Raw genomic sequence first — 20097 nt, forward strand, 5'->3', positions numbered from 1 at the left:
TTGCCCTTATGCAGATTGCGTTGCTTCTAAAAAGTCTTGAGCAAAGCGTTGTAACACACCACCAGCCGCGTAAATAGAAAGCTCTTCTTGGGTATCGATACGGCACTTCATAGGCACAGTAAGCACTTCACCATCTTTACGGGTAATGCTTAAATTAACGGTGGCGCCTGGTTTTAAATCACCCGTTACATCGTACGTTTCACTGCCATCCAGCTTTAGAGTTTTACGCGTTGTGCCTGCTTTAAACTCAAGCGGTAAAACCCCCATACCAATTAAGTTAGTACGGTGAATACGCTCAAAGCCCTCAGCTGCGATTACTTCAACGCCTGCAAGTCTTACGCCTTTTGCAGCCCAATCGCGCGACGAACCTTGACCGTAATCGGCACCGGCTACAATAATAAGCGGTTGTTTACGCTCCATGTAGGCTTCGATTGCTTCCCACATACGGGTGTTAGTGCCTTGTGGCTCTAAGCGTGCGTAAGAACCTTGCTTAACGTCGCCGTTTTCGTCAAGTACCATTTCGTTTAGCAGCTTTGGATTGGCAAATGTTGCGCGCTGCGCTGTTAAATGATCGCCCCGGTGCGTTGCGTACGAGTTATAGTCTTCCTCTGGGACGTTCATTTTGGTCAGGTACTCGCCAGCAGCACTACTTGCCATAATTGCGTTTGATGGCGATAAATGATCCGTTGTAATGTTATCGCCAAGAACTGCAAGCGCACGCATACCGGTCATTGTGCGCTCACCCGCAAGTGCACCTTCCCAATAAGGAGGGCGACGAATGTAGGTGCTTTCTGGGCGCCAGTCGTAAAGTGGGTCGTTATCTTCACCGTAATCTACGGTTAAATTAAACATCGGCTCGTATACTTTTCTAAACTGCTCTGGCTTAACGCTTTGCTTAATTACTGCATCAATCTCTTCGTCTGATGGCCATAAATCTTTAAGCGTAATATCGTTGCCTTGTTGATCTTGCCCTAGTATCCCTTTTTCAATATCAAAGCGAATCGTACCTGCAATGGCGTACGCAACAACTAAAGGAGGTGACGCTAGAAATGCTTGCTTAGCATAAGGATGAATGCGCCCGTCAAAGTTACGATTGCCCGAAAGCACCGCTGTCGTGTATAAATCGCGTTCGATTACTTCTTCTTGAATAACAGGGTCAAGGGCTCCACTCATACCATTACAGGTAGTACACGCAAAACCAACAATGCCAAAGCCAAGTTGCTCAAGCTCTGTTAGTAGGTTTGCATCTTCAAGGTACGATTGCACCGCTTTTGAACCCGGTGCTAATGAGGTTTTAACCCAAGGTTTACGCGTTAAGCCTTTTGCATTTGCGTTACGGGCAAGGAGTGCTGCGGCAATTACATTGCGTGGATTACTAGTATTGGTACAACTAGTAATAGCCGCAATAATACACGCGCCGTCTGGCATTAAGCCTTCTTCATTTTCAACAATGCCCGAAATACCTTCTTTAGCTAAATCGCTTGTCGATACACGGCGGTGCGGATTAGATGGACCGGCAATATTGCGCCCCACGCTTGATAAATCAAACGTAAGCACACGCTCGTATTTTGCGGTTTTTAAGCTATCGCTCCAAAGGCCTGCTGTTTTAGCGTAGTTTTCTACAAGGGCAATTTGTTCTTCTTCGCGACCTGTTAAACGCAAGTAATCTATTGTTTTATCATCGATATAAAACATGGCTGCAGTTGCACCAAATTCAGGCGTCATGTTCGAAATGGTTGCTCTGTCGCCAAGTGTAAGCGCGTCGGCACCTTCACCGTAAAACTCTAAATAAGTAGAAACAACACGTTGCTCACGTAAAAATTCAGTAATGGCCAACACAATATCGGTTGCGGTAATACCGGGTTGGCGCTTGCCTGTTAATTCAACACCGACAATATCAGGCAAACGAATATAAGAAGCACGGCCAAGCATAACGCTTTCAGCTTCAAGCCCGCCTACACCCACAGCAATAACACCCAGCGCATCAACATGTGGCGTGTGGCTGTCGGTACCTACTAGTGTATCTGGAAATGCAATGCCATCTCGGTTTTGAATAACCGGCGACATTTTTTCAAGATTAATTTGATGCATAATGCCGTTACCCGGTGGAATAACGTCAATATTTTTAAACGCAGTTTTTGTCCAGTTTATAAAGTGAAAACGGTCATCATTTCGTCTGTCTTCAATGGCACGATTTTTTTCAAATGCGTCAGGATCAAAACCGGCATGCTCTACCGCTAGTGAATGATCAACTATTAACTGCGTAGGTACTACCGGATTCACTTTAGCCGGATCGCCGCCTTTGGCTGCAATTGCATCACGAAGCCCAGCTAAATCAACAAGTGCTGTTTGGCCTAAAATATCGTGGCATACCACGCGCGCCGGATACCACGGGAAATCTAAATCTTGCTTGCGCTCAATTAGCTGGTTAAGTGCATCGGTTAACATAGCAGGGTCGCATCGGCGTACTAGATTTTCGGCAAATACACGTGATGTATAAGGTAGTGTGGCGTATGCACCTGGCTTAATTGTATCTACGGCTTCTTGTGTATCGTAATAGTCGACGTTTGAGCCAGGTAAAGGTTTACGGTATTGGGTATTATTAATTATGGTCATAATAAATTCGCTAATTGGTGACGGTGTTTGCTCACAGCTAGCGTGTTTAATGAAAAGTTTGAGAAAAACTGCTCGCTAGTGGCTATGTGCAATAAAAAGTGAGCACATGCGTGCTCACCCATTTTTTAACGTGACTCTATTGGTGTGTAACTACGAGCATCAGGGCCTGTGTAATCGGCACTTGGGCGGATAATACGGTTGTTAGCGCGTTGCTCTTTTACATGCGCAGTCCAACCAGTAACACGGCTCATTACAAATATTGGCGTAAATAATTTAGTTGGAATATCCATAAAATGATAAGCAGACGCATGGAAAAAATCAGCATTACAAAACAGCTTCTTCTCGCGCCACATAATCTCTTCACAACGAACAGACACAGGGTAAAGCACGGTATCGCCTACCTCTGCTGCTAGTTTTTCAGACCATTTTTTAATAATTACATTGCGTGGATCAGATTCGCGATAAATAGCATGACCAAAGCCCATTATTTTGTCTTTACGTTCAAGCATGCCCATGACTTCTTGTTCAGCATGCTCAGCACTTGTAAAGCCTTGAATCATATCCATAGCCGCTTCGTTAGCACCACCATGAAGTGGACCACGCAGCGTACCAATCGCGCCAGTTACGCAAGAGTGAATATCAGAAAGCGTTGATGCACACACACGCCCCGTAAAGGTAGAGGCGTTAAACTCATGCTCTGCGTATAAAATTAGTGATACGTTCATCACTTGCGCAAATAACTCGCTGGGTGCTTTGTCGTGTAACAGTGTTAAAAAGTGTGCGCCAACAGAGTCGTCATCTGTTTGTGTTTCAATGCGTACACCATCGTGTGTAAAGCGGTACCAGTAACAAATAATACTTGGGAACACAGCAACCATACGATCAATTGCATCATTGGCTTGGCTAAAATCAAGCTCCATTTCAAGGTTACCCAACATTGAGCAACCGGTACGCATTACATCCATTGGGTGCGCGTCTTTAGGAATATTTTCAAGCACGGTTTTAAGTGCATCTGGTAAGCCGCGTAAACTTTTTAGTTTTGCTTTATATTCTGCCAATTCGCTAGTTGTAGGTAACTCACCGCGTGAAAGTAAAAAAGACACTTCTTCAAACTGCGCTTTTTCGGCAAGTTCGCTAATATCGTAACCACAATACGTTAAACCAGAACCACTTTGTCCAACAGTACACAATGCTGTTTGACCAGCCACTTGTCCGCGTAAACCCGCGCCGCCTAATGCTTTATCTACCATGTTCTTCTCCTATCTTAAATTTGTGTGTGATTTTATTTTTTAATAATTATTATTTGTCAGATTTTGATGAAAAAAGTGTGTCGAGTGTGTTCTCGTACGTGTGGTAATCTAAAAAGTCGTAAAGTTCAGAGCGCGTTTGCATATTTTCAATTTGGCTTTGTTGCGAGCCTTCATTTAAAATTGCTGAATACACGTTTAATGCTGCTTTGTTCATGGCTCTAAATGCACTAAGTGGGTAAAGCACCATTTCAACACCTACATCGCTTAACTGCTCTTTTGTGTAAATAGGTGTTTGGCCAAACTCAGTAATGTTTGCCAAAATTGGAACGTTGATCGCTTTTGCAAATGCTTGGTAATCAGCAAGGTCGTGTACGGCTTCTGCAAAAATAGCGTCAGCACCGGCTTCAACACAGGCAGCTGCACGGTCAATAGCGGCATTTAAACCTTCTTTTTGAAATGCATCGGTACGGGCCATAATGTAAAAATCGCTATCGGTTTTTGCATCAACCGCCGCTTTAATGCGGTCAACCATTTCACCTTGGCTTACAATTTCTTTATTAGGACGATGCCCGCAACGCTTTTGCGCTACTTGGTCTTCAATATGAAAACCCGCCGCACCGGCTTTAGTCATTTCTTTTACTGTGCGTGCAATGTTAAACGCCCCACCCCAACCGGTATCGGCATCAACAAGTAGTGGTAAATCGCTCGCACCTGTAATACGGCGAATATCTTCAAGCACGTTATCAAGGCTCGTCATACCTAAGTCAGGCATACCAAACGAGGCGTTTGCAACACCGGCACCTGAGAGGTAAATAGCTTGGTGACCCATTTTTTCAGCCATCATCGCTGTGTAGGCGTTAATAGTACCTACCACTTGTAACGGGCGGTTATTGGCAATAGCGTGTTTAAATTTTAATCCTGCTGACATTACTTTCTCCTCACTTTGAACGGTTGCTACGTGGAGTAACTTATAGTTTTAATCTGTAATTATGACTGTTTAACTGCTCTTGCTAGCTTTTAGCAGCTTATGCTTTTTGCTTAGCTAATAAGTCGAATTTGGTTTGAATATTTGCTTGCGATGCGCTTATGTGGCGCTTCATAAGCATTTCGGCCAGTTCGCCGTCGTGGTTTTCAATCGCGTTAATAATAGCTAAATGCTCATCAAACGCTTTTGATACACGCGGCCCCACCATGCCCATTTGTACACGGTACATGCGTATTAATTGATAGAGCTCATTACACAGTAAATGAATTAAATGCGCGTTTTTACTGCCTTGAATAATACGGTAATGAAAATCTAAATCGCCGGCTTCTTGATAGTAAGACTCGCCCTCTTTAACACGTTGTGTTTGCAAGTGCTGATTAAGTAATTGCTTTAAGCCTTTTATCTCTTCGGGTTCCATATTGTCGGCAGCCAGCCTACATGCCAAGCCTTCAAGTGAGCTGCGAACTTGATAAACTTCAATCAAACGCTCAGCGGTAAGGGCAACTACTCGGCAACCTACGTTAGCTTTACGCTCAACAAGGTAGCAACTCTCTAAGCGATTTAACGCTTCTCTAAGCGTTGCACGGCTTACACTATAACGCTTTGCAAGTTCAGGCTCTGATATTTTACTGCCTTGAACTATACTGCCTTCAACAATCTCACGGCGCATATCTACAAATACCTGATCTGATGCGGTAGTAATAGGCGCTTCGTTTAAAAATGTGTGTGTCATAAGTTATTTTTTAGATTGTCGACAATTAATGCCGTTACTATGGGCTTATTAAAAAACCATGTCAACCCTTGAGCACAACAAAAAGACTAAAAAACGCACTCATTGTCGACACTATTAATCTAAAGTCGTATAAAACCACCTTTAAAATAGAGTAAAACAACAAAGTGTCGACACAGTAATAAATTGGATGTTACGTTTTTAAGCGCTGAAAATGCGTTATATAAATGCTATTATCGCGCTTTATTTTTATAGTATGAGCTAACGCGTGAACGCCAACACTTTTATTCCTGAGCACTTTATTGATGACGTAAAAACCTATTTACCAGCGCATCTAAACTTAGATGACTTTTTAAATGCGTGTCGTCGACCGCTCAGAAAATCTATCCGCGTTAATACATTAAAAATTAGCATTGAAGAATTTGTAGAACGTGCAACTGAAAAAATTGGCTGCTAACCCCCATCCCTTGGTGCAGTGAAGGCTTTTGGTTAGAACGCCCAAGCGATGAAGAGCAAAACCTCGCTCTTGGTAATACTGACTTACATCTAAGCGGTGCGATGTACGTACAAGAAGCAAGTTCAATGCTGCCGCCTATTGCCTTAAAACAAAGTATTAAACTCGCTAACTCGCAAAATAACACCGTGCTTGATATGGCATCAGCACCGGGTTCTAAAACATCACAACTTGCAGCACTTATGGATAACCAAGGCGTGCTTGTTGCAAATGAGCTTTCGTCATCTCGTTTAAAGGTACTTAGCGCCACCTTAAAACGCATGGGGGTTGGTAACTGTGCGCTCTCGCACTTTGATGGCGTTATATTTGGCAACTACATGTTTGAATGCTTTGATAGCATATTGCTAGACGCGCCATGCTCTGGCGAAGGTACTGTGCGTAAAGACGCCGACGCACTAAAAAATTGGTCAATAGAATCAAACATACAAATAGCCCAAGTACAAAAAGACTTAATTAAAAGCGCATTTTACGCATTAAAGCCAGGTGGCACGTTAGTGTATTCAACCTGTACACTTACTCCGCTCGAAAACCAGCAAGTATGCGATTATTTACTCAGTGAATTTGGCGACTATATAGAGCCACAATCCCTAAGTGATTTATTTGAAGGTGCAAGCGAAGCCACAACTAATGAGGGCTATTTACATGTATGGCCGCAAACCTTCGATAGCGAAGGCTTTTTTATTGCTAAATTTAAAAAGCACGCAAGTTGCGATAACCCAAATCAAACTGTTAAAAAAGGCGCGTTTCCGTTTAACGAGTTTGATAAAAAGCAAAGTGCCGCGTTTATGCAGTCGCTTAAAAAGCACTTTGAATTAACTAATCTTCCTGGCAACTTAATGCAGCGCGACAAAGAGCTGTGGTTATTTCCACAAGGGTTTGAAGCCCTGCAAAATAAAATTAAGTACGCACGCTTAGGTATTCAAATTGGCATTATTCATAAAAATGGCGTAAGGCTAACGCACGAGTTTGCAACCGTATTTGGCAATGAGTGTAAAACTAATGTATTTGCTTTAAATAACGAGCAAGCAAATGATTATTTTCAAGGTAAAGATATACGCTTAACTGAAGCAACTCAGACAATAGGTGAGGTGGTATTAACTCTGTGTGGGTGCCCTATTGGGCTGGGAAAATGGCAAAAAAATAAGATTAAAAACTCACTGCCGCGAGATCTCGTGCAAAATACGCAGTTAATAAGCTGGGTATAAAAAATGGATAACCATTTTAAACTGCGCATAAAAAATCTAAGCATTTGTTATTAAATATAACTAAATGCAAAATTTAGTTATGCCTTTTATCATTACTTAACTACACTTTTAAGTACTTTCTTCTTCTCCCTAAGAATCTAGAAAGTTTTTTTAGTTAACGCAAGACTCAACAGAGAGTCATTCTAAAGCCCAGAGTTTTCCTAATTACTCTGGGCATTTTTTAATTTCCAACTAAATCAAATTCGGTTAATTCCCCAGAGCCATGAATCAATTGATAGCGCGCTAAATTGCCTTGTTCGAGTGTTATTAAACTAATCGCAGAGTCACTTACTAAATACTTTTGCCCTTCGCCCTTAGTTTGGTGTTTATCTACTTCCATATGCCAACGTTTAGTAAAAAAGTTAAGTGGGCTTTTTGGTCCATATAAAATTGAATCTAGTTTATCGAGTACGTTTATTAATTTACGTGGAAATTCGTTTTTAATACCACTGGCGGTAAGTTGCCAAATTCGGTTTGGGTGATTACCAAAACGTTTTTGCACTGAAAAACAAAATGAATAGTGCACGTCTCCCGATAAAATAAGCGTTTCGTTTGGTGTATCAGTTCGCCTAAACGTATCGAGTAGTTTTTTAGCCGATCCTTCGTGTGCCATCCAGTTCTCTACATCAACCATAAGCGGTTGCCCGCAAATATTAAACATGGCTTGAATAGCTTCTATTGATTTAACACCAAATACGGGGGCTGGTGATACAATAATAACCTGATCGTGGCTTAATAGGCTTTCTTCAAGCTCTGTTAGGCGTTCCCAATCAAGTAGACCTGAAGGCTCGTTAAAATTTTGCTCATTTCGCCAACGGTGCGTACGTGTATCTAGCACCACTACTTTTGGGGTTGTAGTTAACTCGTAATGCCAAAAACTAAAATCGTTTAGTGGTTTATCAAATGCTTTAAACTGCCATAAATTATTAGCAGTACGGCTTTGCTTAAAAGGTGTTAGTAACTCGCCTGTTTTATTTAGTGCGTCGTTCCCCATTCCTTGGAAAAGCCAATAACTAATTAAGCCGTTATTAATGATTCGTTTACTACTTGGATTTTCATTTATAGCTTGCTCCCACCCAGCGGTGAGGTTCCAATCATCGGTTACATCGTGATCGTCAAACATCATTAATGTCGATACATTGGCAAACAACCGCTCTACTTCACTTAAGCCTTTTGCATAATCAATCAGTGCTGTTTTTTCAGCGTCAAAAATAGTTTTGTTTTGCTTGTTTTGACCTGAATACGTTGTATTTTGTATATCAACGCATTGCCAAGCAGCAGCACTAAAATTTAATAAATAAAGCGCTATGTATTCTTCAAAATGGATAAGGTGATTGTAGGCTTTTACACTTGAAAAGTGAGGTTCGTCTTTTTTTAGCCAGTAACCTATACCTAATTTTGAACGTTTTTGCCAAGGCGTTTTTGGTAAATACAAATGACGATTATAAAGTTGCTCTTTTATATCGTCCGGTAACTCAATGGCAAGTGGTTGCTCTTTATAAATACCGAGTTGCTTAACTAACTGATGAATAGCTAATAACATGGGGCCTGCTACGTCATCGGCGTAAACCTGGTCACCGCTCAGTAATAGCAATTGTGCGCCTTGATTATTATTACCGCGCTGATTATTTTGCCAGTGACTTGCAGACACTAAGCTATCTTTTGCTGGATGATGTGCATTACGGCACGAGCCATGCAAAATATCATTTAATTTATTAGGAATTACAAATGCAGGCGTTGTTTGACCGCTATAGCACCAAGGCGATAAATCGATTACTGTATCGTCAATTACAAGCTCATAGTTTAATAAGCTATCTAGAGGGAGTTTGTTGTCTATTGGCTTTATAATGACGAAATGCAGATACAAATGTTCCCCTAAAGAAACAGTGTGTTGATCACTATAACACTCAACATTTAATAAGTTTATTTGGCAGTTTGCAGACTTGCTGGTAGCAAACTGAATACAGACTCCAGTTTGCTCTGCACGGCGCACCATTGGCCCCATTAGTAAAATAGGAAGGTTTGCCGTGTTAGTAATCATGCATTTAGCCTTTAGCTGCTAATTTAAATAAAGAATAAAAGTTCTCGGTAGTCGCTTTAGCCAGTTCATTAAAGCTAATGCCTTTAAGTTCGCTAATGTAATAAGCAACGTCTTCTACGTATGCTGGCTGATTTGTTTGCCCACGATACGGTACCGGTGCTAAATAAGGCGAGTCGGTTTCTATTAATAAGCGATCGAGTGGGATTTTTTTACGACTTCTTTTAGTTCTAAAGCATTTTTAAAGGTAACAATGCCGGAAATCGAAATATAAAAGCCCATGTCTATCGCTTTTTTGGCCATATCCCAGTCTTCAGTAAAACAATGCAATACGCCACCGCAATTTTCCGCTTTATGTTCACGCATTAAGTTTATGGTGTCGACACGTGCATCGCGAGTATGAATAATTAACGGCTTTTGTAATTCGTTAGCTACTTCAATATGCCCAACAAAACTGGCTTGCTGTACTGCATGTGTATCTTTTGAATAATAATAATCAAGGCCTGTTTCGCCAATAGCGACTACTTTGTTGTGCGATGCTAGGTCAATTAACTGCTGCTTGTTAAGTGCGTCTTTTTGATCAAGTGGATGTACGCCACAAGAAGCTGATACATCGTCGTAATGCTGAATTTTATCAAGCATACTCGGGAACTGATCAAGTGTTACACTTACACATAAAAAATGCTCAACCTTTTTAGCACGTGCTTTATCAAGCACTTGGTCAAGGTTTAAATCAAGTTTATCAAAATCAAGACGGTCTAAATGGCAATGCGAATCTACAATCAAAATTGGGCCTGTTTTTTACTACATAGTGTAAGTCGGATTACCGGAGTTTAACATAGTCCCCAGTAGCTTTTCGATCTTAGAATTAAGGTTTGTTTTATCATCTAAGAAAGTAATACCTATCCCTGGTGGGTTAGAGCTTTGTGCACCTTGTGGGGTGATCCACGACACTTTACCCGTCACTACATCATCTTCTAGTGCATCAGGCAAGGTAACTCTAAGTGCCAATGAGTGCCCTACTTCGTAACGCATATTAGTGGGTACAAATAAGCCACCTTTTTTTAAATAAGGCATATAACAACGATATAATTCCTCTAGATCATCTATATCAACTAATAGCTCTTGCATGTTTAATCCTTTTTATGAATTACGTAATATGTGCGCTAATCGCGATACTGCAAGCGGTAAATTAAGCCCAAGGATTTTTGTGTTATTTTGCAAAAATTCACTCAGAGCCTGTTGCGCAATCTGATATGCATCAAAGCTCATGCCTTGCATTAACTGCTGCTTTAGTTGCTCACTTAAGAACAAAGTAAATATGCGAACAAGCTCAGGCTGTTTATTTATAATATCGACTAACACTTTAAAATTATGACTTTGTTTAAACTCAGTTGCAAACTTATAAAGCATATCAATACTTTGTAACTGACTTTGCTCTTGCCAATGCTTAACTTGTAATGGTTGGCTATAAAAAAGTGGCAACCAGCTATAACCTTTAATTTGCAATGACTCAAGCCATTGCTGGGCAAGTTGTGTGTTTATTACTTTTATATCTGTTTTAGCACACCGGCTTAATATCGTGGCCGGAAGTTGTGCAGCTTGGCTTGTTGTAAGTATCAAAAATCGGCTATTACTTGGCTCTTCTAGCGTTTTTAATAATGCATTTGCTGCGGCGGTTGTCATTTTTTCACAATTTTTAATAACAACTACTTTGTTACCATTTTGCGCCGCAGAGTGATTCATAAAATCACTGATCCCGCGTATATCGTCTACGCCAATACTTTGCCCATCAACCTGCGTTAAACGTTTATCAGGGTGCGTGCCTGCAAGTGTGAGTAAACAACTTTTACAGTGGCCACACGGTGCTAAAATACTATTAGCAGCTGCTGATTGCTGTACTATATTTTGGCACAATAAGGCATTAGCTAACTGATCGCTTAACTCGAATTTACCAACGCCAATGGGTCCACAAAACAACTGTGCATGATGAAAACGTTGGCCACGAAAGCTCTGCGCTAAGCGTTGCTGTGTATCGTGTAGCCAAGGCAGTGCCATATTATTTTAGCCCTTCAAAAAATGTACGTAGTACGTTAGTTATATCGCGGTGTACTTTATCGATGTCTTGGTTTGCATCAACTGTTTTAATTGAGCTGTCGTCGTTAGCAAGCTCAAGGTAACGCATGCGAGTGCGCTGAAAAAACTCAATAGCTTCTTGCTCTATTCTATCAAGTTCGCCTCGCCCTTTTGCACGTTCAAGGCCAATAACAGGGTCAATATCAAGGTAAATAGTTAAATCGGGCTTCAATCCTTTTAATACCATTGATGATAACGACGCTAGTGTATTTGAGCTAATACCTCGTCCGCCACCTTGATATGCTTGAGATGATAAATCATGGCGATCAGCCAATATCCATTGACCTTGCTCAAGCGCAGGATTAATGACGTTATGCATTAACTGCGAACGCGCCGCATACATGATCAGCAATTCGGTTTCAAAGGCAATTTCTTCTTCATGCTCTGCTTTTACAAGTGTGCGCAGTGATTCGGCTAGTGGTGTTCCGCCTGGTTCACGTACATTTATAAAGTCGATCTGTTTTTTGTTTAAAAAATCTTGGCATAACGAAATAGCGGTTGATTTACCAGCGCCTTCTAGCCCTTCTATTACTATAAATTTTGGTTTCATAAAAATTTAGTTCTTTTTATTTAGTATGTACGTTTTAACTGCTGCATTATGCTGCTTTAACGTGGTTGAAAACTGGTGGCTACCATCGCCTTTTGCGACAAAGTAAACATACTCACTTTGGGGTGGATTAACTGCAGCTAAAATAGCAGCTTTTGATGGCATTGCTATAGGTGTTGGTGGTAAACCATTAATTCGATACGTATTGTAAGGCGTATAATCGCGCAAATCTTTACGTTTAATATCACCATCAAAATCAGCGCCTAGCCCGTATATTACGGTGGGATCGGTTTGCAGGCGCATATTGGTGTTTAATCGATTAACAAACGCTGATGCAATTAACGGACGTTCACTAGCAAGGCCTGTTTCTTTTTCAATAATTGAAGCCATTATTAGTGCTTCGTATGCTGTTTTATAGGGTAGATTAGCAGCGCGCTGCTGCCAAGCATCATCTAATGTTTGCTGCATTTTCTGTGCTGCACGTTTTAATACACCGCTTACAGTATCGTTATTATGATAATGGTAAGTGTCGGGGAATAACCAGCCTTCTAAGTGCGTGTCATTACCCAGTATTTGAGTACTTAGTTCATCACTTTTTAAATCGTTTTGTAAATTATCGGCTTTTTTAATAGCACTTAGTACTTCACGTAAGTTTTGCCCTTCAATAATGGTAAAACTAAAACTGACTTGCTGGCCTTGATTAATTTTTTTATATTACTGATAACACTATCGGCTGTTAGCTCGTAAAGCCCCGCTTTTAAGTCGGTGAGTGTGGGATCTAATTTGGCAATTACCTGATAGCGCCAGCAACTTTCTACCCAGTTTTTAGCTTGCCATTGGTGGCATAACTTATTAAAGCCAGTGCCATGCTTAACTTCAAATTGTGTGTTTTGAGCTACCTTTAACGGGCTATTTATTGTTGCTTGTAATTGCTGGTAACCAACAGCAGTGGTTATAACAGCTAAAAAGAGTACCGATAAAATAACTTTTAACACTCAGCCTCCTTGGCTAATAATTTAGTTAATAATGCGTGGCTGTCGTCTGTATTAAATACCTGTTGTTCAATACGTTTTACTGGTACTGCTCCCATTAAGCTATTACACACAAATACGGCGTCTGCTTGGATTAGGTCTTCTACTTTCACGCGTTTAAATTCAACTGGTAATTTAGCACATAACGATTGTAGGTAAACGCCCTTTATTCCGCACTCATCAAGCAGTGGCGTAAACACACACTTATTTTTAATCGCAAAAATATTAGCTGCTGAGGCTTCAATTACATTGTTATTGTAATCAAGCACTAACACATCGTCGCAGTTTTGCGTTTGCATGGCTTTTTTAACTAGTACTTGCTCAAGCCGGTTTAATGTTTTAAGACCCGCTAAATGAGGTTGTGCAGCTAATTTAATCGGGCTTATTTCGAGATTTACACCCTTTTTAGTCAGCGCACTGTAATTACTAGGGTAATCTAATACACTCAATAAAATAGTAACATTACACTCACTTGGCAGCCCATAACCACGTCCGCCTTCGCCTCGCGTTACAAGTATTTTAAGCACGTTGAGTGATGCTGCTTTTATATGCAAAGCAATTTGATTTTCAAGGCTATTAAAATCTAGCTCAGGAAAACCCAAACGCTGTGCACATTCAATCAAACGCGCTTTATGGTGAGCCCAATACTGTACTTGCCCATCAACAACTTTAGCCGTTGTAAAAAAGCCGTCACCGTAATTTAAGCCTCTGTCACGCGTGCTTAAAGTGCTGTTTTGATCTACTGCTATTATTGTTTGCATTTTATTTGGCATATAAAAAAAGCCCAGTTAAACAACTGAGCTCTTATAATTTGGTTCGTTGTTAAAAAAGATTATACCTTTTTAAACAGCAACGAGCCATTAGTACCACCAAAACCGAACGAGTTACACAGTGCAAAGTCTAGCTTTGCATCACGTGCAGTGTGCGCAATATAATCTAAGTCACACCCTTCGTCTGGGTTATCAAGGTTAATAGTTGGCGATACTTTTTGATCCGTTAACGATAAAATCGAAACGATTGATTCAACAGAACCCGCAGCACCTAATAAGTGACCCATCATTGATTTAGTCGAACCAACCATTACATCTTTAGCTGCATTACCAAAAATAGATTTAACAGCGGCAGTTTCGGCTTTATCGCCAGCATGCGTTGATGTGCCGTGTGCATTAATGTAGCCCACTTGCTCTGCATTTACTTGCGCATCGTTTAATGCATTTTGCATTGCAAGGGCAGCGCCTGCACCGTCTTCTGGTGGTGATGTCATATGGTACGCGTCGCCACTCATGCCAAAGCCTACAAGCTCAGCATAAATTTTAGCACCACGTGCTTTAGCATGTTCGTACTCTTCAACTACGACAACACCAGCACCGTCAGAAAGCACAAAACCATCGCGGTCTTTATCCCAAGGGCGAGAAGCCGCTTGTGGATCGTCATTGCGGGTTGATAGTGCACGTGCAGCATTAAAGCCACCCATACCAATTGGTGTACAGGCTTTTTCGGCGCCACCGGCAACCATTGCATCAGCATCGCCATAAGCAATCATACGCGCAGCATGGCCTATGTTGTGCAAACCTGTTGTACAAGCCGTTACAATAGAAATATTTGGGCCACGAAGCCCATGCATTATTGATAAATGACCTGAAATCATATTAATAATGGTAGATGGCACATAAAATGGCGATAACTTACGCGGACCACTATTTAATAGTTTAATGTGGTTTTCTTCGATAAGCGTTAAACCACCAATACCTGAACCTACAGCCACACCTATGCGTGTTGCATTTTGCTCTGTTATCTCGAGGCCAGAATCTTCAAAAGCTTGAACACCCGCTGCAATGCCGTACTGGATAAATAAATCCATTTTTTTTGCATCTTTTGGTGACATATAAGCCGATGCATCAAAGTCATTAATTAAACCAGCGAACTTTGTACCAAATTTTGATGTATCAAAGTGGGTTATTGTTTGAATACCACTTTTACCATCTAATAAGCCTTGCCAGGTTGATTGAACATCATTACCTAGCGGCGTCAACATTCCTAAGCCAGTTACGACGACTCGACGTTTAGCCACGGTTTGCCTCCAATAAGGGATATTTTTATAAGGTGGATGATCATACCCAAGCTACCTCAAAGTGCTAGTCCCAAAATAGATTAAAAACGCATAACACTAGCAAAAATAATTTTTAGTTAAGATTGGGAGTTAAGGTTTGTTTTTGAATCACGAACTTTGAGGTGGTTTGGATATATAGATTAAGGGCAGCGAATGCTGCCCTTAATTTGCGATTAATTACTCAGCGTGAGCTGTAACGTAATCGATTGCAGTTTGAACTGTAGTGATCTTTTCAGCTTCTTCATCTGGGATCTCAGTATCAAACTCTTCTTCAAGAGCCATTACTAGTTCTACAGTATCAAGAGAATCTGCACCTAAGTCATCTACGAAAGAAGATTCATTTTTAACTTCTTCTTCTTTAACACCTAGTTGTTCAATGATGATTTTCTTTACGCGTTCTTGGATATCGCTCATTCTTCTTTCCTTTATTAAAAACGCCAATGCGTTATTTTCAGATTGCGGCGTAGTTTACGCCGCATAATTCTCTGATTCAATGATTTGGCCATAAATAATTGTCTGGTCAAACCTCTGAGTGTAAGTTTTATCTTTTATCGCTTATTTTCACAGCAATTTCAAGTATGTTTAAAGCAAGTTCACAAATAATTCAATGTTTTTGAGTTAACTAACTTAACTTAATTTTATTATTTAGCCGATATTATGACTACTAAACCATGTACATCGCACCATTTACATGCAAAGTTTCGCCTGATACATACGCAGCTGCGTCAGATGCTAAATAACACACTGCAGCAGCAATTTCGTCTGGTTGACCTAAACGCCCTGCTGGAACATTGGCAAGCGTTGCTGCTTTTTGCTCATCAGTTAAATCATCAGTCATATCAGTTTGAATAAAACCAGGTGCCACTACGTTAACTGTAATACCACGAGATGCAACTTCGCGCGCCAGTGACTTAGAAAAACCAATTACGCCTGCTTTAGCCGCTGCATAATTAGCTTGTCCTGCATTACCCATAGTGCCCACTACTGAGCCAATATTGATAATACGGCCTTTCTTTTTCTTCATCATTGGACGAAGTACCGCTTTAGATAAACGAAAAATCGAGCTTAAGTTAGTGTCGATTATATCGTCCCACTCAGTCTCTTTCATACGCATTAATAGGTTGTCACGTGTGATACCTGCGTTATTAACAAGTACGTCAATATCGCCAAAATCAGCTTTTATTGCGGCAAGTGTCGCTTCAATAGATGCAGGATCCGTTACATTTAATGCATAACCTTTACCACTATCACCCAGGTACTCACTGATTTTAGCAGCGCCTGACTCGCTTGTAGCAGTGCCTGCAACTTTTGCACCTTGCGCAACTAATGTTGTTGCAATTGCTTTACCAATACCACGGCTAGCGCCAGTAATTAGGACAATTTTGCCCTCTAATGAAAATAAATTAGACATTTTATATACTCTTATTTAGCTGCAGCGATTGAAGCGGCATCGCTTACTGAGCCACAGATCATTGCTCTATCAATTCGTTTAGCAAGTCCTGTTAATACTTTACCAGGACCAAATTCGTAGCTTTGTGTTACATCTTGCGCAACCAAGGCTTGTACTGTTTCTGTCCAGCGAACTGGGCTGTATAGTTGACGTACTAGTGCATCTTTAATTGCATCAGCGGTCGATTCAGCTTTTACATCAACATTATTAATTACATCACACTTAGGTGTATTAAATGTTAAAGCGGCTAAGTCTACCGCTAGCTTATCCGCTGCTGGCTTCATTAGTTCACAATGTGAAGGTACGCTAACCGAAAGTGGTAATGCGCGTTTAGCACCAGCATCTTTACATGCTTGTGATGCTCTATCTACTGCCGCTTTATGCCCTGCAATAACAACTTGACCAGGAGAATTGTAGTTAACTGGAGATACAACCTCACCTTGCGCTGAGGCAGAACACGCCACTTTTATTTCTTCATCGCCTAAGCCAATAATCGCAGCCATTGAACCTACGCCTGCAGGCACAGCTTCTTGCATATATAAACCACGGTTTTCAACAAGCTTAACAGCTTCACTCAAGCTTAGTACGTCGCTACACACTAGTGCTGAATATTCACCTAAGCTGTGACCGGCCATAACAACGTCGGCATCTGGGTTTGCTGCAAGCCAATCACGATAAATAGCAACACTTGCAGTTAATAATGCAGGTTGTGTACGATGAGTTTGATTTAATTTTTCTTCTGGGCCATTAAGAACTAGCTCTGCTAAGTCGTAACCCAATGCATCTGATGCTTCTGCAAATGTTGCTTTAACAATGTCAGAACTCTCTAGTAGCCCTTGTAACATACCAACGCTTTGCGAGCCTTGACCAGGGAATAGAAGTGCAATTTTTTGTGCCATACTTTGCTCTTTTTAATTAAACAAATAAATAATGAAAGACACGGCACATCAATTATTGATTAACCGCCGTGTCTTTAGAATGTGTTTTTTCGAAAATAGCGGCTATTTTATCAGGAAGTTGACGTTCAACCTCCTTTACCGCTTCATCAATTGCTGCTTGAAATGCTTTAGCTGACGCATTTCCATGACTTTTAACGACAATACCGCGCAATCCTACCAGAGAAGCACCGTTATACTGGTCGGGGTTCACCCTTTTATAGAGTTTTTTTATTATTGGACGCAATATAAACGCCATACATTTATATAAAAGGTGCTTTTCGAGCGCAACTGTAAACTTATTCATAATAAGCTTGGCAATGCCTTCGCATGTTTTAAGTGCAACGTTACCCACAAAACCTTCGCATACAATAACATCAGCCTTGCCAGAAAAAATATCGCTTCCTTCGCTATAACCAATGTAATTAATATGTGGGCTTTGCTGCATTAATTGTGCAGCCTGTTTAATGTCATCGTGACCTTTAATATCCTCAGCGCCAATATTTAATAAGCTAACGCGAGGGTTATCGCAGCCAAGTGCTTGGCCAGCAACTACAGAGCCCATAATGCCAAACTGATACAGCATTTGCGCATCGCAATGCACATTAGCACCTAAGTCGAGTAAATATACTGGGTTTTTAAGCTCTGTAGGAACGGATGAAATGAGTGCAGCACGTTTTACACCTGGCAGCATTTTTAGCACATAGTGAGCCATAAAAAATAGCGCACCAGTATTACCTGAACTAACACACGCTTGAGCTTCGCCTGACTTAACTAAATCAAGGGCAACACGCATAGATGAATCTTTTTTTGAACGCACAGCAATTGCAGGTTCACAAGCATTAGTGACTATTTCACTACAGTGACGAATTATGAGTCTAGGATGAGGTAAGGAATCGAGGGATTCGAGTTCTTTAGATATAACGTCTTCATTGCCACATAAAATGAGAGTTAAATTGGCATGAGCGTTTACTGCGTGAACGGCAGCAGGAATAGATGAACGGGGGCCGTAATCGCCCCCCATCATATCTAACGCTATGGTTAGATCATTCAGCATATAAGTAATCTCTTATTTAGAAATTACTTGAACGCCTTTGTAGTAACCATCTGCAGTCACATGGTGACGACGATGAGTCTCACCAGATGTTTGATCTACAGTTAAAGTTGGACCACTGATCGCATCGTGTGAACGGCGCATGCCGCGTCTTGCACGAGACTTTTTGCTTTTTTGTACAGCCATAGTCTTCTCCTAAGAATCTTTCTTAAGTTGTTTCAAAATATCAAATGGATTAGGTTTATCATCTTCCGCCTTTAAAACACCAAAGCTGGCAGGCTTTGCTGAATAACTGCATGAAGCTTCGTTGTGGGTAGCTACTAATGGAATTGCTAAAATTAGTTCGTCTTCAATTAAATCAAAAACGTTAACTTCACCATTTTCATCAAGCGCTACTTCATCGTAGTCTTCTGGAAAAATATCTAACTCTGTATCTTCACCTACTGGTGAATATGCAAAGTCTTGAACCAAATCCAACCCTAAATCACCATTACAACGTTGACAAATGACAGTCACGTGTGTGGACAAATTGCCTCTAATCACAGCGAAACCTTGATCATCATTCTTGCAATGTATTTTTACCGCTATTTCACCTACTTCTTCCTGCACAACTTTCTCTAAACGAGTAAGTTTTTCAAGCGGTACAATTCCGTCATACTTTAAACGGTGCTGCGCTGCTTTGCCTGGATGAAGAGTGATGGGAATTTTCACCTTTTGCATAGGGGCTGCATCATATAGATAGTTAGTTTGTTAGTCAAAGTAAAAAACCATTTTTACTTGGTTTTTAACGTGTTTTACTCTCGGATCTGATTTATCCTAACTCAATCTGAATTATCTTAGGGAAACAGTCCGTGAAGCACCCACTTATTTTAGCGTCAAGCTCGCCTTTTAGGCAGTCTTTATTACAAAAATTTAATTTACCATTTGATACATTTTCACCAGACGTTGACGAGTCAGCACTTGAATGCGAAACACCTACCGAACTGGTTAAGCGTTTAAGTGAATTAAAAGCCTCTGCAGCTAATAAACACTTTAACAAAGGGTTAGCTATTGGATCAGACCAAGTAGCTGTGTTTAACAATCAAATTTTAGGTAAACCACACAATAAACAAAATGCCGTAAAACAACTAAATTTATTTAGCGGGAATACTGTAACATTTTTAACTGGGCTTTGTGTTTACGATATTGTAACTGGCACTAAAAAAACCTGTGTTGAACCGTTTAATGTGACGTTTAAAACACTCAGTGATGCACAAATTAGTGCTTATTGCGACGCAGAGCAGCCATATAACTGTGCTGGCAGTTTTAAAAGTGAAGGGTTAGGTATTTGTTTATTTGAAAAGTTAAGCGGAGACGATCCTAATAGCTTAATTGGGTTGCCATTAATTAAACTCAGCCAGTTACTGGCTGAGTTTGGTATTGATGTACTTACCGCTCAAAACAAGTTCTAGTTAAAT

17 protein-coding genes and 3 pseudogenes are annotated in these 20097 nt (G+C 40.7%); 2 read left to right on the forward strand and 18 right to left on the reverse strand.

Annotated elements, in window-relative coordinates:
• Window positions 1-6 precede the first annotated feature (6 nt).
• The 4 genes from acnD to P4S65_RS15100 form a co-directional block, all read right to left on the reverse strand.
• A complete protein-coding gene (gene acnD, locus P4S65_RS15085; RefSeq protein ID WP_337120514.1) occupies window positions 7-2616 on the reverse strand; it encodes a Fe/S-dependent 2-methylisocitrate dehydratase AcnD in 2610 nt (869 codons plus the stop codon).
• Between the two features lie 125 nt (window positions 2617-2741).
• Window positions 2742-3866 (reverse strand): bifunctional 2-methylcitrate synthase/citrate synthase, encoded by a 1125-nt coding sequence (gene prpC, locus P4S65_RS15090; RefSeq protein ID WP_008171559.1) that lies wholly within the window; start codon window positions 3864-3866, stop codon window positions 2742-2744.
• A gap of 49 nt (window positions 3867-3915) precedes the next feature.
• Window positions 3916-4794, reverse strand: a complete 879-nt coding sequence (gene prpB, locus P4S65_RS15095; protein WP_002962361.1) for a methylisocitrate lyase — start codon at window positions 4792-4794, stop codon at window positions 3916-3918.
• Window positions 4795-4891: 97 nt separating this feature from the next.
• On the reverse strand, window positions 4892-5584 hold the full coding sequence (locus P4S65_RS15100) for a GntR family transcriptional regulator (RefSeq protein ID WP_337120515.1): 693 nt from the start codon (window positions 5582-5584) through the stop codon (window positions 4892-4894).
• Between the two features lie 265 nt (window positions 5585-5849).
• On the opposite strand from P4S65_RS15100, the pseudogene rsmF reads away from it, so the two are divergent.
• Window positions 5850-7300, forward strand: a pseudogene (gene rsmF, locus P4S65_RS15105) (16S rRNA (cytosine(1407)-C(5))-methyltransferase RsmF).
• A gap of 220 nt (window positions 7301-7520) precedes the next feature.
• Here the strand turns inward: rsmF and P4S65_RS15110 are convergent.
• The 14 genes and pseudogenes from P4S65_RS15110 to yceD form a co-directional block, all read right to left on the reverse strand.
• Complete coding sequence (locus tag P4S65_RS15110; RefSeq protein ID WP_337120516.1) at window positions 7521-9380, reverse strand: alkaline phosphatase D family protein; 1860 nt, start codon at window positions 9378-9380, stop codon at window positions 7521-7523.
• A 4-nt stretch (window positions 9381-9384) separates the two neighbouring features.
• Window positions 9385-10163, reverse strand: a pseudogene (locus P4S65_RS15115) (TatD family hydrolase).
• An 18-nt stretch (window positions 10164-10181) separates the two neighbouring features.
• Window positions 10182-10508 (reverse strand): PilZ domain-containing protein, encoded by a 327-nt coding sequence (locus tag P4S65_RS15120; protein ID WP_337120517.1) that lies wholly within the window; start codon window positions 10506-10508, stop codon window positions 10182-10184.
• Window positions 10509-10520: 12 nt separating this feature from the next.
• The gene (locus P4S65_RS15125) at window positions 10521-11435 is read right to left on the reverse strand and encodes a DNA polymerase III subunit (RefSeq protein ID WP_007375261.1); all 915 of its coding nucleotides are present in this window, start codon (window positions 11433-11435) and stop codon (window positions 10521-10523) included.
• A 1-nt stretch (window position 11436) separates the two neighbouring features.
• The gene (gene tmk, locus P4S65_RS15130) at window positions 11437-12063 is read right to left on the reverse strand and encodes a dTMP kinase (protein ID WP_008135397.1); all 627 of its coding nucleotides are present in this window, start codon (window positions 12061-12063) and stop codon (window positions 11437-11439) included.
• A 6-nt stretch (window positions 12064-12069) separates the two neighbouring features.
• Window positions 12070-13055, reverse strand: a pseudogene (gene mltG, locus P4S65_RS15135) (endolytic transglycosylase MltG).
• Window positions 13049-13864, reverse strand: coding sequence for an aminodeoxychorismate lyase (gene pabC, locus P4S65_RS15140; protein WP_096793326.1), 816 nt, complete (start codon window positions 13862-13864; stop codon window positions 13049-13051). Before pabC ends, mltG begins: the two are co-directional and overlap by 7 nt.
• Before the next feature lie 59 nt (window positions 13865-13923).
• Window positions 13924-15162 carry a beta-ketoacyl-ACP synthase II gene (gene fabF / locus P4S65_RS15145; RefSeq protein WP_008135390.1) on the reverse strand — a complete coding sequence of 413 codons (1239 nt, stop codon included), beginning with the start codon at window positions 15160-15162 and terminating at the stop codon, window positions 13924-13926.
• 216 nt (window positions 15163-15378) lie between these two features.
• Window positions 15379-15615 carry an acyl carrier protein gene (gene acpP / locus P4S65_RS15150; protein ID WP_002962377.1) on the reverse strand — a complete coding sequence of 79 codons (237 nt, stop codon included), beginning with the start codon at window positions 15613-15615 and terminating at the stop codon, window positions 15379-15381.
• A gap of 250 nt (window positions 15616-15865) precedes the next feature.
• Complete coding sequence (fabG, locus tag P4S65_RS15155) at window positions 15866-16612, reverse strand: 3-oxoacyl-ACP reductase FabG (protein WP_007375266.1); 747 nt, start codon at window positions 16610-16612, stop codon at window positions 15866-15868.
• Between the two features lie 11 nt (window positions 16613-16623).
• Window positions 16624-17550, reverse strand: coding sequence for an ACP S-malonyltransferase (gene fabD, locus P4S65_RS15160; RefSeq protein WP_337120518.1), 927 nt, complete (start codon window positions 17548-17550; stop codon window positions 16624-16626).
• Window positions 17551-17602: 52 nt separating this feature from the next.
• A complete protein-coding gene (gene plsX / locus P4S65_RS15165) occupies window positions 17603-18643 on the reverse strand; it encodes a phosphate acyltransferase PlsX (RefSeq protein WP_007375268.1) in 1041 nt (346 codons plus the stop codon).
• A gap of 12 nt (window positions 18644-18655) precedes the next feature.
• A complete protein-coding gene (gene rpmF / locus P4S65_RS15170) occupies window positions 18656-18826 on the reverse strand; it encodes a 50S ribosomal protein L32 (protein ID WP_002962381.1) in 171 nt (56 codons plus the stop codon).
• Between the two features lie 9 nt (window positions 18827-18835).
• Entirely contained in the window at window positions 18836-19360 is a 525-nt protein-coding gene (gene yceD, locus P4S65_RS15175) for a 23S rRNA accumulation protein YceD (RefSeq protein WP_007375269.1), read from the reverse strand.
• Between the two features lie 131 nt (window positions 19361-19491).
• On the opposite strand from yceD, the gene P4S65_RS15180 reads away from it, so the two are divergent.
• Window positions 19492-20091 carry a Maf family protein gene (locus tag P4S65_RS15180; RefSeq protein WP_197101832.1) on the forward strand — a complete coding sequence of 200 codons (600 nt, stop codon included), beginning with the start codon at window positions 19492-19494 and terminating at the stop codon, window positions 20089-20091.
• Window positions 20092-20097 lie beyond the last annotated feature (6 nt).

It is taken from the genome of Pseudoalteromonas sp. B131b (genome assembly GCF_037162545.1).
In the GTDB taxonomy this organism is placed as follows: Bacteria; Pseudomonadota; Gammaproteobacteria; order Enterobacterales; family Alteromonadaceae; genus Pseudoalteromonas; species Pseudoalteromonas fuliginea.